Raw genomic sequence first — 13397 nt, forward strand, 5'->3', positions numbered from 1 at the left:
TGTATGTCCCGCGCGCTGACCTCTGAAGATTAGCGCACGACGCGGTCAGTCCCAAAATCGATAGTCGGGCGACGTTTGGGACCGCGCCTCACCCGCACCTCACCTGCGCTTCACCAGCTCACTCGTCCTCGGCGAGCGTCAGCTCGATGCCGCCGACGAAGCCCGCGGAGAGGTTGTAGATGAACGCGCCGAGGGTCGCCAGAGCCGTCGCGAGGACGACGTCGATGACGGCGATGACGGACGTGAACATCAGGACGTGCGGGAGCGACAGGAAGGACTGGAGGTCGAAGCCGTTCGACTCGTTCGACCCCGTGGCCTCGGAGATCGTGCCGCCGACCGTCGAGAAGACTCCCATGGCGTCCATGACCATCCACAGGACCACCGCCGCCACGATCGTGCAGATGCCCAGCGCGATCGACAGCAGGAAGCTGACCTTCATCACCGACCAGGGGTCGGCCTTGGACACACGCAGACGTGCCTTGCGTGTACGGGGCAGCGTGGTCGCCCCCGTACGCGGGCGCCGTACGGCCCCTGCCTGGGCGTTGCGGGCCTGAGCCTGGGCCGGGGGCTGCACCGGGGCCGCGGGGGCCGCGGCGGCGGCCGACGGGTAGGCCTGCGGCGGGTGGTAGGGCCCTGCCGCCTGCTGCGGCTGCCGCTCACCGGGCAACGGCGACTGCGGCGGCGCCGCGGGGCGCTGCGCGGCGGCCTCCGCCACCGGCAGGGCACCCGGGGCGGCGGGGCCGGCACCGGCCCCGTACTGCTGGGTCTGCGGACCTCTGGCGTCCGTCACGGTTCCCCCCTGGGATCCCTGCGATCCATGCGTGTCGGGCGAGCGCTTTCCGCTCGTGCGCGGCTTGATGGCCTGCAGGTTGGTCGTGTGCGGATCCGTCGCGCTGTGCGCGTCCCTCGCACCCTGCTGCCCATCGGTCGCACGCGCGGCGGAGCCACGACCGCCGCCGTCTTTGTCCGTACCGGTCGAGGGACCGGACGAACTGCCGGACGAACCGGCGCCCGTGGCTCCGCTCACGATGACTCACTCCTCGCGCTACTCCGACGAGGACTGATCGCCCTCGTCCGTGCCGATGGTCACGACACCCTCGGCCGACTCGTCGACGGCGTCCTCGCCGTCGACCTCCTCGGCCTCGCGTCCCGCTTCGGCGTTTCGTGCGATGCCGACCACGGCATCGCGCTTGCCCAGGTTGATCAGTTGGACGCCCATGGTGTCACGGCCCGTCTCCCTGACCTCATTGACCCGCGTACGGATCACACCGCCCGAGAGCGTGATGGCGAGGATCTCATCGGTCTCCTCGACCACCAGCGCACCGACGAGGGAACCGCGGTCCTCGACGATCTTGGCGGCCTTGATGCCGAGGCCGCCGCGCCCCTGGACGCGGTACTCGTCGACGTTGGTCCGCTTCGCGTACCCGCCGTCGGTAGCAGTGAACACGAACGTACCGGGTCGAACAACATTCATCGAGAGCAGCTGGTCTCCCTCACGGAAGCTCATGCCCTTGACACCCGATGTGGCGCGGCCCATCGGACGCAGTGCGTCGTCCGTCGCCGTGAACCTGATCGACTGCGCCTTCCTGCTGATCAACAGCAGATCGTCTTCCGCCGAAACGAGTTCGGCTCCGATCAGTTCGTCGTCGGAACCGTCCTCCGTCTCACGGAGGTTGATCGCGATCACACCGCCGGAACGCGGCGAATCGTAATCCTTCAGAGGCGTCTTCTTCACCAGACCACCCTTGGTGGCCAGTACGAGATAGGGCGCCGCCTCGTAGTCGCGGATCGCGAGGATCTCCGCGATCGCCTCGTCCGGCTGGAAGGCCAGCAGGTTGGCGACGTGCTGGCCGCGCGCGTCCCGCCCGGCGTCGGGCAGCTCGTACGCCTTCGCGCGGTAGACACGGCCCTTGTTGGTGAAGAACAGCAGCCAATGGTGTGTGGTCGACACGAAGAAGTGGTCGACGATGTCGTCTTCCTTGAGCTTCGTGCCGCGTACGCCCTTGCCGCCGCGCTTCTGCGAGCGGTAGTCCTCGGTCTTGGTGCGCTTGACGTAGCCACCGCGCGAGATGGTGACGACGATGTCCTCTTCGGCGATCAGGTCCTCGATGGACATGTCACCGTCGAACGGCACCAGCTTGGAGCGTCGGTCGTCGCCGAACTTCTCGACGATCGCGGCGAGTTCCTCGCTGATGATGCCGCGCTGGCGCACCGGCGAGGCGAGGATCGCGTTGTACTCACGGATCTTGGCCTGGAGCTCGTCGTGCTCGGCGACGATCTTCTGGCGCTCCAGAGCCGCCAGCCGGCGAAGCTGCATCTCCAGAATGGCGTTGGCCTGGATCTCGTCGATCTCCAGGAGGCCCATCAGGCCCTCGCGCGCGATCTCGACGGTGTCACTGCGCCGGATCAGCGCGATGACCTCGTCGATGGCGTCCAGGGCCTTCAGGAGGCCACGCAGGATGTGCGCCCGCTCCTCGGCCTTGCGCAGCCGGAACTTCGTACGGCGGACGATGACCTCGATCTGGTGCGTCACCCAGTGCCGGATGAACGCGTCCAGGGAGAGGGTGCGCGGCACGCCGTCGACGAGCGCCAGCATGTTCGCGCCGAAGTTCGTCTGCAGGTCGGTGTGCTTGTAGAGGTTGTTCAGGACGACCTTGGCGACCGCGTCCCGCTTCAGGACGATGACCAGGCGCTGGCCCGTACGGGACGAGGTCTCGTCGCGGACGTCCGCGATGCCGCCGACCTTGCCGTCCTTCACGAGGTCGGCGATCTTCTGCGCGAGGTTGTCCGGGTTGACCTGGTAGGGGAGTTCGGTGACCACCAGGCACTGGCGGTTCTGGATCTCCTCCACGTCGACGACCGCGCGCATCGTGATCGAGCCACGACCGGTGCGGTAGGCCTCCTCGATGCCCTTGCGGCCCACCACCAGCGCGCCGCTGGGGAAGTCGGGGCCCTTGATCCGCTCGATCAGGGCGTCGAGCAGTTCCTCGTGGGAGGCCTCGGGGTTCTCCAGGTACCACTGGGCGCCGGCCGCGACCTCACGGAGGTTGTGCGGCGGGATGTTGGTCGCCATACCGACCGCGATGCCCGCCGAGCCGTTGATCAGCAGGTTCGGGAAGCGGGCCGGCAGAACCGTCGGCTCCTGGTTGCGGCCGTCGTAGTTGTCCGTGAAGTCGACGGTGTCCTCGTCGATGTCGCGGACCATCTCCATGGACAGCGGCTTCAGCTTGCACTCGGTGTACCGCATGGCGGCGGCCGGGTCGTTGCCCGGGGAACCGAAGTTGCCGTTGGAGTCCACCAGCGGCATCCGCATCGACCACGGCTGCGCGAGGCGGACCAGCGCGTCGTAGATCGAGGAGTCGCCGTGCGGGTGGTAGGTGCCCATGACGTCGCCGACGACACGGGCGCACTTGTAGAAGCCCTTCTCGGGCCGGTAGCCGCCGTCGTACATGGCGTACAGGACGCGCCGGTGGACGGGCTTGAGACCGTCCCGTACGTCGGGCAGCGCACGCGACACGATGACGGACATCGCGTAGTCGAGATACGAGCGCTGCATCTCGGTCTCGAGCCCGACGGGCTCGACGCGCAGGGTGATCGCACCCTCTTCAGGAGTGTTCGGACCCGTGGGGGAAAGGGGTGTCTCGTCGGTCATTGCTGGTGAAGATCCTTTCTGACGCGGTCAGCGTGAGACCGACTCAGATGTCGAGGAAGCGGACGTCCTTGGCGTTGCGCTGGATGAACGCGCGGCGCGCCTCGACGTCCTCGCCCATGAGGACCGAGAACAGGTCGTCGGCCTGCGCGGCGTCGTCGAGCGTGACCTGGCCGAGGACCCGGTGCTCCTGGTCCATCGTCGTGACGCGCAGTTCCTCGGCGTTCATCTCGCCGAGACCCTTGAAGCGCTGGATCGAGTCCTCACGGACCCGCTTGCCGCTCTGGCGGCCCAGCTCGATCAGCGCGTCGCGCTCACGGTCCGAGTACGCGTACTCGAAGTCGTCCCGGCCCCACTTGATCTTGTACAGCGGGGGACGGGACAGGAACACGTGTCCGGCCTCGACCAGCGGGCGCATGAAGCGGAACAGGAAGGTCAGCAGCAACGTGTTGATGTGCTGGCCGTCGACGTCGGCGTCCGCCATCAGGATGATCTTGTGATAGCGCAGCCTCGCGATGTCGAAGTCCTCGTGGACTCCGGTACCGAAGGCGGAGATCAGCGCCTGGATCTCCTGGTTCTGCAGGATCTTGTCGATCCGCGCCTTCTCGACGTTGAGGATCTTGCCCCGGATCGGGAGGATCGCCTGGTACTGCGGGTTCCGGCCGGACTTGGCCGAACCGCCGGCGGAATCACCCTCGACGATGAAGATCTCGCACTTGGTCGGGTCGTTCGACTGGCAGTCGGACAGCTTGCCCGGCAGGGACGCGGTCTCCAGCAGGCCCTTGCGACGGGTGAGGTCGCGGGCCTTGCGGGCGGCCACGCGCGCGGTGGCGGCCTGGATGCCCTTGCGGATGATGTCCGAGGCCTCGACCGGATTGCGGTCCAGCCAGTCGTTGAGGTGCTCGTAGACCGCCTTCTGCACGAAGGTCTTCGCCTCGGTGTTGCCGAGCTTGGTCTTGGTCTGCCCCTCGAACTGGGGCTCGGCCAGCTTCACCGAGATGATCGCGGTCAGACCCTCGCGGATGTCGTCACCCGTGAGGTTGTCGTCCTTCTCGCGGAGCAGCTTCTTGTCGCGCGCGTACTTGTTGATCAGCGACGTCAGCGCGGCCCTGAAGCCCTCTTCGTGCGTACCGCCCTCATGCGTGTGGATGATGTTGGCGAAGGAGTACACACCTTCGGTGTAACCACTGTTCCACTGCATCGCGACCTCGAGGGACAGGCTCTTGTCCTTGTCCTCCGCCTCCAGGTCGATGACGGTCGGGTGCACCACATCGCCCTTGCGGGAGTTGAGGTACGTCACGTAGTCGACGATGCCGCCCTCGTAGTGGTACGAGACGGTCCTGACCTCGTCCTTCTCGTCGGCGCCGGCCTCGTCCGCCCCGATCGTGGCCTTGGCCACCTCACGCTCGTCGGTGAGGTTGATCGTCAGACCCTTGTTGAGGAACGCCATCTCCTGGAAGCGCCGCGACAGCGTCTCGAAGGAGTACTCGGTGGTCTCGAAGATGTCGCCGTCGGCCCAGAAGGTGACCGACGTGCCGTGCTCCGTCGTCGCCTCGTGCTGGGCCAGCGGAGCCGTCGGGACGCCCAGCTTGTAGTCCTGCGTCCAGCGGTAGCCGTCGGTCCTGACCTCCACCGCGACCCTGCTGGACAGGGCGTTCACGACGGAGACGCCGACGCCGTGCAGACCGCCGGAGACCGCGTAGCCGCCGCCGCCGAACTTGCCGCCCGCGTGCAGCACGGTCAGCACGACCTCGACGGCCGGTTTGCCCTCGGACGGGACGATGCCCACCGGGATGCCGCGGCCGTTGTCGATGACGCGTACACCGCCGTCGGCGAGGATCGTCACGTCGATGGTGTCCGCGTGACCGGCCAGCGCCTCGTCGACGGAGTTGTCCACGACCTCCTGCACCAGGTGGTGCAGGCCTCGCTCACCGGTCGAACCGATGTACATGCCGGGTCGCTTGCGGACCGCGTCCAGACCCTCGAGGACGGTGATGGCGCTGGCGTCGTACGAGGCGGTGACCTCGCCGTTCGAGGATTTCGCCCCGGCCGTGGCGCCGGCGTCGTCGGTGGACGGGATGTTCTCGTTGGGGTTGCCGGAATCGGCCACGAAGCGCCCTTTCTGGCACAGCACAAGCCGACTCCCGGCCTGTGGCCGGAGCGGCTGCGGCGTGATGCGTTGGTAAGCCTTAGTCAGCGGTGCACACCATTTCCCGGTGATCCCCTCCAATGGGGCGGGATTAGCTTCCAGTCTACCGGTAGCGCCGACAGTGATGGGGGTTTGCCGGTACCTGAGTCCGCATGTGCCGCCCTCAACCGGTCTCTCCCGAGTCCCCATATGCGGAGCGGGGCTCCAAGAGGCTTGGAGAGGCACTCAGCGCTTCCGGGTGTCAACCCTTGGCTACCGGCAAGTCACGTAGGGATTCACCTACGCGTGCATCGACCTTCGCCCGCCTCGGCCCCACCTTCCATGTGACACACCTCACCCACAGAGAGGGGGCGGGGATCACCCGTAGGTGTCCCCCGGACCGGTGCTCCCGGGCGCCCGCAACGGGCCGTACCGGCGTGCCGGACCACCCGGGCCGAGCACCTTGATCAGCCGCACCCGGCCGTGCCCCAGGTCCTGGTTCAGCCGTGCGACCAGCTGCGGCGCGAGCAGCCGCACGTTCGTCGCCCACGCCGTCGAGTCACAGCGCACGGTCAGCACCCGCTCGTCCTCGTCGTACGACTCCGGCTCACAGTGCTTGGCCAGGTCCTCACCGACGATCTGCGGCCAGCGGCCCATCACCCCGCCCACCGCGGCCGGCGCCTCCCACCCGCGCTCCGTCACCAGCCGGTTGATCGCCGCACCGAGCGCCATGGGGTCGCGGCCGTCACGGCCCGAGCCGGAACGCAGACCGCCTCCGCGCCTCGCCTGCTTCTTCTGCTGGACAGCGTCCCCACGCGCGCGTGCCGCCTCTTTCGCCGCCCTGAGCGCCACCCGCGCGAGATCCACCCCGGAAGGCTCAGGGGCGGGCCTGGGGGATTCCTCCGGGCTCTCCCCGGACGACACGGACCGGTCGGCCGTCATACGCGCTCCACCGCCCCGTCCGCCACCGAGTACCGCGTCCCCGCCAGTACGTGCGGCACGTCGTCGTCGACCGCCGCCGTCACCAGCACCTGCTCCCCGGGCGCCACCAGCTCCGCCAGCCGCTCCCGGCGTCGGGTGTCCAGCTCCGCGAACACGTCGTCGAGGACGAGCACCGGCTCGTTGCCCTCGGCCCGCAGCAGGTCGTACGAGGCCAACCGCAACGCCAGCGCGTACGACCACGACTCACCGTGGGACGCGTACCCCTTCGCGGGCAGTTCACCGAGCTTGAGATGCAGGTCGTCCCGGTGCGGGCCCACGAGCGTGACGCCCCGCTCGATCTCCTGCTTGCGCACCTCGGCCAGGGCGCCCATCAGCTGCTCGTACAGCTCCTCGCGCGCGTGTGCCTCACCCGGCGCCGACGGCTTGTACTCCAGGGCCAGCGGACCACCACCGGGCGCCAGCTGCTCGTACGCCTTGTCGGCCAGCGGCTGGATCGCGGCGACCAGGTCGAGCCGCTGGGCCAGCAACTCGGCCCCCACTCGCGCGAGATGCTGGTCCCACACGTCGAGCGTCGAGAGGTCCATCGTGCGACCGCCGTGCCGCCGGGCCAGCGCCGCCGACTTCAGGAGCGTGTTGCGCTGCTTGAGGACCCGGTCGTAGTCGGAGCGCACACCCGCCATGCGCGGCGAGCGCGCGGTGACCAGCTCGTCGAGGAACCGCCGCCGCTCACCCGGGTCGCCCTTCACCAGGGCGAGATCCTCCGGCGCGAACAGCACCGTCCGTACGATCCCCAGTACGTCACGGGGCCTGACCTGCGACGACCTGTTGATGCGGGCGCGGTTCGCCCGCCCCGGGTTCAGCTCCAGCTCGACCAGCTGCTGCCGCTCGCCGTGCTTGACCTGCGCCCGGATGATCGCCCGGTCGGCGCCCATCCGCACCAGGGGCGCGTCCGAGGAGACCCGGTGGCTGCCCAGCGTGGCGAGATAGCCGACCGCCTCGACGAGGTTGGTCTTGCCCTGCCCATTGGGGCCCACGAACGCGGTGACGCCCGGTTCGAGCGGGACCTCGACCCGGGCGTACGAGCGGAAGTCGGCCAGCGACAGATGCGTGACGTGCATGGTCGTCGCCGACCTCTCCCGTGCTTGTGGACCACTGAGCGGCCCTGTGGACTACTCGACTACTTCGACTCGACCGCGTGGCCGCCGAACTGGTTGCGCAGCGCCGCGATCATCTTCATCTGCGGGGCGTCGTCCTGCCGCGACGCGAACCGAGCGAACAGTGACGCGGTGATCGCGGGCAGCGGAACGGCGTGGTCGATAGCGGCCTCCACCGTCCAGCGGCCCTCCCCGGAGTCCGCCGCGAAACCGCGCAGCCTGTCCAGGTGCTCGTCCTCGTCGAGGGCGTTGACCGCCAGGTCGAGGAGCCAGGAACGGATGACAGTGCCCTCCTGCCAGGACCGGAAGACCTCGCGCACGTCGGTGACGGAGTCGACCTTCTCCAGCAGCTCCCAGCCCTCGGCGTAGGCCTGCATCATGGCGTACTCGATGCCGTTGTGGACCATCTTCGAGAAGTGCCCGGCGCCGACCTTGCCCGCGTGGACCGCGCCGAAGTCGCCCTTGGGCTTGAGGGCGTCGAAGACCGGCTGCACCTTCGCGATGTGCCCGGCGTCGCCGCCGTACATCAGGGCGTAGCCGTTCTCCAGGCCCCAGACGCCGCCGGAGACACCGCAGTCGACGAAACCGATGCCCTTGGCCGCCAGCTCCTCGGCGTGCTTCTCGTCGTCCGTCCAGCGGGAGTTGCCGCCGTCCACGACGACGTCGCCGGGCTCCAGGAGCTCGGCGAGCTCGTCCACGGTGGACTGGGTCGGGGCGCCGGCAGGGACCATCACCCACACCACACGCGGGGCGCTGAGCCCGTCCACAAGCTCCTTGAGGCTGTGGACATCGGCGACGTCCGGGTTGCGGTCGTATCCGATGACGGTGAGACCTGCGCGGCGGATCCGCTCGCGCATGTTGCCGCCCATCTTGCCGAGGCCGACGAGACCGAGCTCCATCAGTTGTTCCTTAGGTTGCGACGTGGCATGAGGGCACTCCTGTCGCTCGTGCCCACGTCCGAGCCTAAACCCGGACGCTCATGCACATCTGTGGGCATACGCGCTCACACGTACGCCCCCCACCTGCGGTGTTTCCGTCGGAGACGATCAGCCGTTCGAAAAGACTCAGCCGCTCAGGCGCACCGGCATGATCAGGTACTTGTACGCCTCGTCCGCCTCGGCGTCCAGGGCCGGCTTGCCGCTGAGCAGCGCGGGCTTCGTGGACGTCGTGAAGGACAGCTGGGCCACGGGGGAGTCGATCGCGCTCAGGCCGTCCAGCAGGAACGTCGGGTTGAAGGCGATCGACACGTCGTCGCCCTCCAGGTGGGCGTCGACCCGCTCCACAGCCTGTGCGTCGTCGCTGGAACCGGCCTCCAGGATGAGCACACCCTGCTCGAAGCTGAGCCGCACCGGGGTGTTCCGCTCGGCCACCAGGGCCACACGCTTGACGGCCTCCACGAAGGGGGCGGTCTCGATCACGGCGATGGAGTTGAACTCCGTCGGGAACAACGAGCGGTACTTCGGGAGGTCGCCCTCCAGCAGACGCGTCGTCGTGCGACGGCCGGCGCCCTCGAAACCGATGAGGCCCTCACCCGCGCCCGAGCCGGACAGCGCCAGGATCACGCTGTCACCGCTCGTGAGCGCCTTGGCGGTGTCCAGGAGCGTCTTGGCGGGCACCAGGGCCACCGCGGACGCCTCCGGGTCCTCCGGCTTCCACAGGAACTCGCGGACCGCGAAGCGGTAGCGGTCGGTGGAGGCCAGCGTCACCCTGTCGCCCTCGATCTCGATGCGCACACCGGTGAGGACGGGCAGCGTGTCGTCACGGCCGGCCGCGATGGCCACCTGCGCGGCGGCGGAGGCGAAGACCTCACCGGGCACCGTGCCGGTCGCGGTGGGCATCTGCGGCAGCGCCGGGTACTCCTCCACAGGCAGTGTGTGGAGCGTGAAGCGGGACGAGCCGCACACCACCGTCGCCCGGACACCGTCCATGGAGATCTCCACCGGGCGGTTGGGAAGCGCGCGGCAGATGTCGGCGAGGAGCCGGCCCGACACCAGGACGGTGCCCACCTCCTCGACCTCGGCCTCCACCGACACCCGGGCGGAGACCTCGTAGTCGAAGCTCGACAGGCTCAGCTGGCCTTCCTCGGCCTTCAGCAGGAGTCCGGCGAGGACAGGGGCCGGCGGACGGGCCGGGAGGCTGCGCGCCGCCCAGGCAACTGCCTCCGCGAGTACGTCGCGTTCCACCCGGATCTTCACTGTTGCCGCCTCCTGCTGTTGCCGGCGCTTCTCGGCCTGCCTGGCTTCGTCGTCTGTCTCGGTGTCGTCGGTCCCCGTGCTGGGAAGGACACCGGGGAACAGTCTGACGCACAGCACTGACAGTAGGTGCCTCTCGGGTCAAGTCGTGACGAGGGGCAGCCGGGCTCCCGAGAGCGAGTTGTGCACAGGCCCCGCTTCGAAACGGATATCCAGCTCTCTCTAGTTGTCAGTAGTAGTAGGGGCTGTGGATACCGTGGATAACCCCGTTTTCGCAGCTCAGGCCGCAAATTTTATCCACTGACCCTGTGGGTGGAGGCGGTGGACAACTCACCTCTTCTGTGGAGAACAGAAAGTTCTGCACACCCCATGCACAGGCGGGGGCTACTTCTCCCCAGGACCGTCCCCAGCTTTACCCACCTTTCCCACAGCCCAACCTGGCGCCCTGGTGTGACGCCTTTCACTCGACGTGGTGAGGAGGCGCGTCGTGTTGCCGAACAGTGGACAGAGGTGTGGAGAAGCCGGTGATCGCTGGGGACAACCGGCCGCAGCCTGTGGGCCACCGGTGGACAACTCCGTGCACAGCCTGTGGATCATTTTCTTGTCCACAGCCTGTGGAGATCTTTTGTCCACCAATCCACAGCCACCTGACCTGCTCTGATGGTCTATCACCAGCCTCGCCTGTGGACACAGTCTGGACAACTTCGCGGTCCCCAGGGTGTGGACGCGAAAAAGTCACTGAATCTGTGGAGGGTGGCCGTAACCCGGCCCGCATTCGAACAGTGGGTTGCGGCGCGGCAACGGTCGACGGGCGCCGAAACCGGCGGGGCAGCGCCGGCAGCCGTTCAGGAGGCCGTCGGAGAACGGCGAAAGGCGCCCGCGGGACCATGTCCCGGGGCGCCCTCGGTGCCGTGACCGTGCTGCTGTCAGCCGTTCTTGATGCGGTTGGTCAGTTCGGTGACCTGGTTGTAGATGGAGCGCCGCTCCGCCATCAGCGCGCGGATCTTGCGGTCGGCGTGCATCACGGTCGTGTGGTCGCGGCCGCCGAACTGTGCCCCGATCTTCGGCAGGGACAGGTCGGTGAGCTCCCGGCACAGATACATGGCGATCTGGCGGGCCGTGACCAGCTGACGGCCGCGTGAGCTGCCGCAGAGGTCCTCGACCGTGAGGCCGAAGTAGTCGGCGGTCGCCGCCATGATGGCCGGCGCGGTGATCTCGGGGGTCGAGTCCTCGCCGCCCGGGATCAGGTCCTTGAGGACGATCTCCGTGAGGCCGAGGTCCACCGGCTGCCGGTTGAGCGAGGCGAACGCCGTCACCCGGATCAGCGCACCCTCCAGCTCACGGATGTTCCGCGAGATACGGGAGGCGATGAACTCCAGGACCTCGGGTGGGGCGTTGAGCTGCTCCTGGACCGCCTTCTTACGGAGGATGGCGATACGCGTCTCCAGCTCGGGCGGCTGGACGTCGGTGATCAGTCCCCACTCGAAACGGTTCCGCAGCCGGTCCTCCAGCGTGACGAGCTGCTTGGGCGGCCGGTCGCTGGACAGCACGATCTGCTTGTTCGCGTTGTGGAGCGTGTTGAAGGTGTGGAAGAACTCCTCCTGCGTCGACTCCTTGTCCGCGAGGAACTGGATGTCGTCGACGAGCAGGATGTCCATCTCGCGGTAGCGCTTGCGGAAGCTGTCGCCCTTGCCGTCTCGGATGGAGTTGATGAACTCGTTGGTGAACTCCTCCGAGCTCACATATCGCACGCGCGTGCCGGGGTAGAGGCTCCGCGCGTAGTGCCCGATCGCGTGCAGCAGGTGTGTCTTGCCGAGTCCGGACTCCCCATAGATGAAAAGGGGGTTGTACGCCTTCGCGGGTGCCTCGGCCACGGCGACGGCGGCCGCGTGGGCGAAACGGTTCGACGCCCCGATGACGAAGGTGTCGAACAGATATTTGGGGTTCAGGCGTGCGGTGGGCTCGCCGGGACCCGGTGCCGGGGCCTGTCGCGAGGCCGGTGAGCCGGGGGCGCCACCGCCGGGACGCACGGCGCCCCCGGGCCCTCCGGGTCCGCCCCGGTGCGGGTGACCGCCGCCCGACTGGGAATCCGACAGGTCACGGCGGCCGTCGCGCTGCTCGTAGTCCGAGCGCTGCTGTCCGTAGTCGGAACGCTGCTGTTCGTACTCGGAGCGCTGTTGCTCGTACGGCGAGCGGTCGCGCGGTGGCTGCGGGCGGTAGTCGGAGGACGGTGACGCGTACGGGTCGCGCTCCGGGAAGCCGAGCCGGGGCTGCTGCCAGCCGTAGTCGTCCTGCGTCGGCCGGGGCCAGGCGCCGGGCTCGGGGCGTTGGTACTCGGAGGGGTAGGCGGGGCGGGCGGTCGGGAGCTGGTCCGCGTGGGAGGGCTGCTGGCCGTCACGTGTCTGGGAGTGGTCGTCGGCGCGGTGGCGGCCGTATCCCTGGTAGGGGTCGCGGGCCGGGGGGAGCTCGGAGTCCTCATAGCGCGACTGCGGTGGGATGGGCGCGGGCGGGGAGGGCTCGCCGACGGAGTCGTCCACGGTGATCGCGATGCGGATCGGCCGGCCGCACTCGCGGCTGAGTGTCTCGCTGACGATCGGTGCGAGGCGGCCTTCGAGCACGCCTTTGGCGAATTCGTTCGGTACGGCGAGGAGCGCGGTGTCCGCGACCAGGGCCAGCGGCTCACAGCGCCTGATCCAGCGCTCGTCCTTCACCTCGACGCCCTGTCCACGGCCCTCACCGAGGAGATGTTCCAGCACTCGTGGCCACACTGCGGCAAGATCGGCAGGTACGTCAGCCACAGGGCACGCTCTCTCACGGGTCCCACGAACGTGTGGTTCTGGGACGTATCGGGATGTACATCGGGTGGAACGGGCGGTAGGGAGTCCGGCCACGGTAGTCAGGGCGACGGGTACGGTTCAAGTTGTTGTCCCCAGGCTGTGGATAGTGTCTCGCCCCGGGTGCTGGTTTGACCGGATGGCGTAGCCCCGCGTACCGTGACCAGGTCGAGTTGTCGATGGCTGCTGCCGCCTGCCTCCGATGGGCATAGATCACGTGGAGTGCTCCTACCAGGGCATCCTTCAGTGATCGGGAGCGGTGCAATCGGGCGTAAGCGAGCTACTCGTGGGCGCACGGTGACAGCCAAGACGGCACCCCGGTACCTACCGATTCTTTCTGGAGCCCCCGAGTGAGCAAGCGCACCTTCCAGCCGAACAACCGTCGCCGCGCGAAGACCCACGGCTTCCGCCTGCGGATGCGTACCCGTGCCGGTCGCGCGATTCTCGCGAACCGCCGTGGCAAGGGTCGCGCGAGCCTGTCCGCCTGATCCTGATCAG

9 protein-coding genes are annotated in these 13397 nt (G+C 68.2%); 1 reads left to right on the plus strand and 8 read right to left on the minus strand.

Annotated elements, in window-relative coordinates:
- Positions 1-118 precede the first annotated feature (118 nt).
- The 8 genes from PV734_RS11315 to dnaA form a co-directional block, all read right to left on the minus strand.
- On the minus strand, positions 119-1027 hold the full coding sequence (locus tag PV734_RS11315) for a DUF3566 domain-containing protein (protein WP_319097736.1): 909 nt from the start codon (positions 1025-1027) through the stop codon (positions 119-121).
- Positions 1028-1045: 18 nt separating this feature from the next.
- Complete coding sequence (gyrA, locus tag PV734_RS11320; RefSeq protein ID WP_319097737.1) at positions 1046-3652, minus strand: DNA gyrase subunit A; 2607 nt, start codon at positions 3650-3652, stop codon at positions 1046-1048.
- Between the two features lie 43 nt (positions 3653-3695).
- Positions 3696-5759: a DNA topoisomerase (ATP-hydrolyzing) subunit B gene (gene gyrB, locus PV734_RS11325; protein ID WP_319097738.1), complete on the minus strand. Its 2064-nt coding sequence runs from the start codon at positions 5757-5759 to the stop codon at positions 3696-3698.
- Positions 5760-6155: 396 nt separating this feature from the next.
- On the minus strand, positions 6156-6719 hold the full coding sequence (locus PV734_RS11330; protein ID WP_319097739.1) for a DUF721 domain-containing protein: 564 nt from the start codon (positions 6717-6719) through the stop codon (positions 6156-6158).
- Positions 6716-7837 carry a DNA replication/repair protein RecF gene (gene recF, locus PV734_RS11335; protein ID WP_319097740.1) on the minus strand — a complete coding sequence of 374 codons (1122 nt, stop codon included), beginning with the start codon at positions 7835-7837 and terminating at the stop codon, positions 6716-6718. Before recF ends, PV734_RS11330 begins: the two co-directional genes overlap by 4 nt.
- Before the next feature lie 59 nt (positions 7838-7896).
- Positions 7897-8772 carry a phosphogluconate dehydrogenase (NAD(+)-dependent, decarboxylating) gene (gene gnd / locus PV734_RS11340; RefSeq protein ID WP_319097741.1) on the minus strand — a complete coding sequence of 292 codons (876 nt, stop codon included), beginning with the start codon at positions 8770-8772 and terminating at the stop codon, positions 7897-7899.
- Between the two features lie 165 nt (positions 8773-8937).
- Positions 8938-10068, minus strand: coding sequence for a DNA polymerase III subunit beta (dnaN, locus tag PV734_RS11345; protein WP_006381194.1), 1131 nt, complete (start codon positions 10066-10068; stop codon positions 8938-8940).
- A gap of 923 nt (positions 10069-10991) precedes the next feature.
- Positions 10992-12863, minus strand: a complete 1872-nt coding sequence (gene dnaA, locus PV734_RS11350; RefSeq protein ID WP_319097743.1) for a chromosomal replication initiator protein DnaA — start codon at positions 12861-12863, stop codon at positions 10992-10994.
- A 386-nt stretch (positions 12864-13249) separates the two neighbouring features.
- Here dnaA and rpmH point away from each other — a divergent pair, with 386 nt between their 5' ends.
- The gene (gene rpmH, locus PV734_RS11355; RefSeq protein ID WP_006381191.1) at positions 13250-13387 is read left to right on the plus strand and encodes a 50S ribosomal protein L34; all 138 of its coding nucleotides are present in this window, start codon (positions 13250-13252) and stop codon (positions 13385-13387) included.
- The last annotated feature ends 10 nt before the right edge of the window (positions 13388-13397 follow it).

It is taken from the genome of Streptomyces sp. AK08-02 (genome assembly GCF_033795085.1).
GTDB classification, from domain to species: Bacteria; Actinomycetota; Actinomycetes; order Streptomycetales; family Streptomycetaceae; genus Streptomyces; species Streptomyces echiniscabiei.

Excerpts from the sequence above, each read along its gene's own strand:
- gyrA (WP_319097737.1), bottom strand. The coding sequence starts at position 3,652 with ATGACCGACGAGACACCCCTTTCCCCCACGGGTCCGAACACTCCTGAA.
- PV734_RS11330 (WP_319097739.1), bottom strand. The coding sequence starts at position 6,719 with ATGACGGCCGACCGGTCCGTGTCGTCCGGGGAGAGCCCGGAGGAATCC.
- recF (WP_319097740.1), bottom strand. The coding sequence starts at position 7,837 with ATGCACGTCACGCATCTGTCGCTGGCCGACTTCCGCTCGTACGCCCGG.
- gnd (WP_319097741.1), bottom strand. The coding sequence starts at position 8,772 with ATGGAGCTCGGTCTCGTCGGCCTCGGCAAGATGGGCGGCAACATGCGC.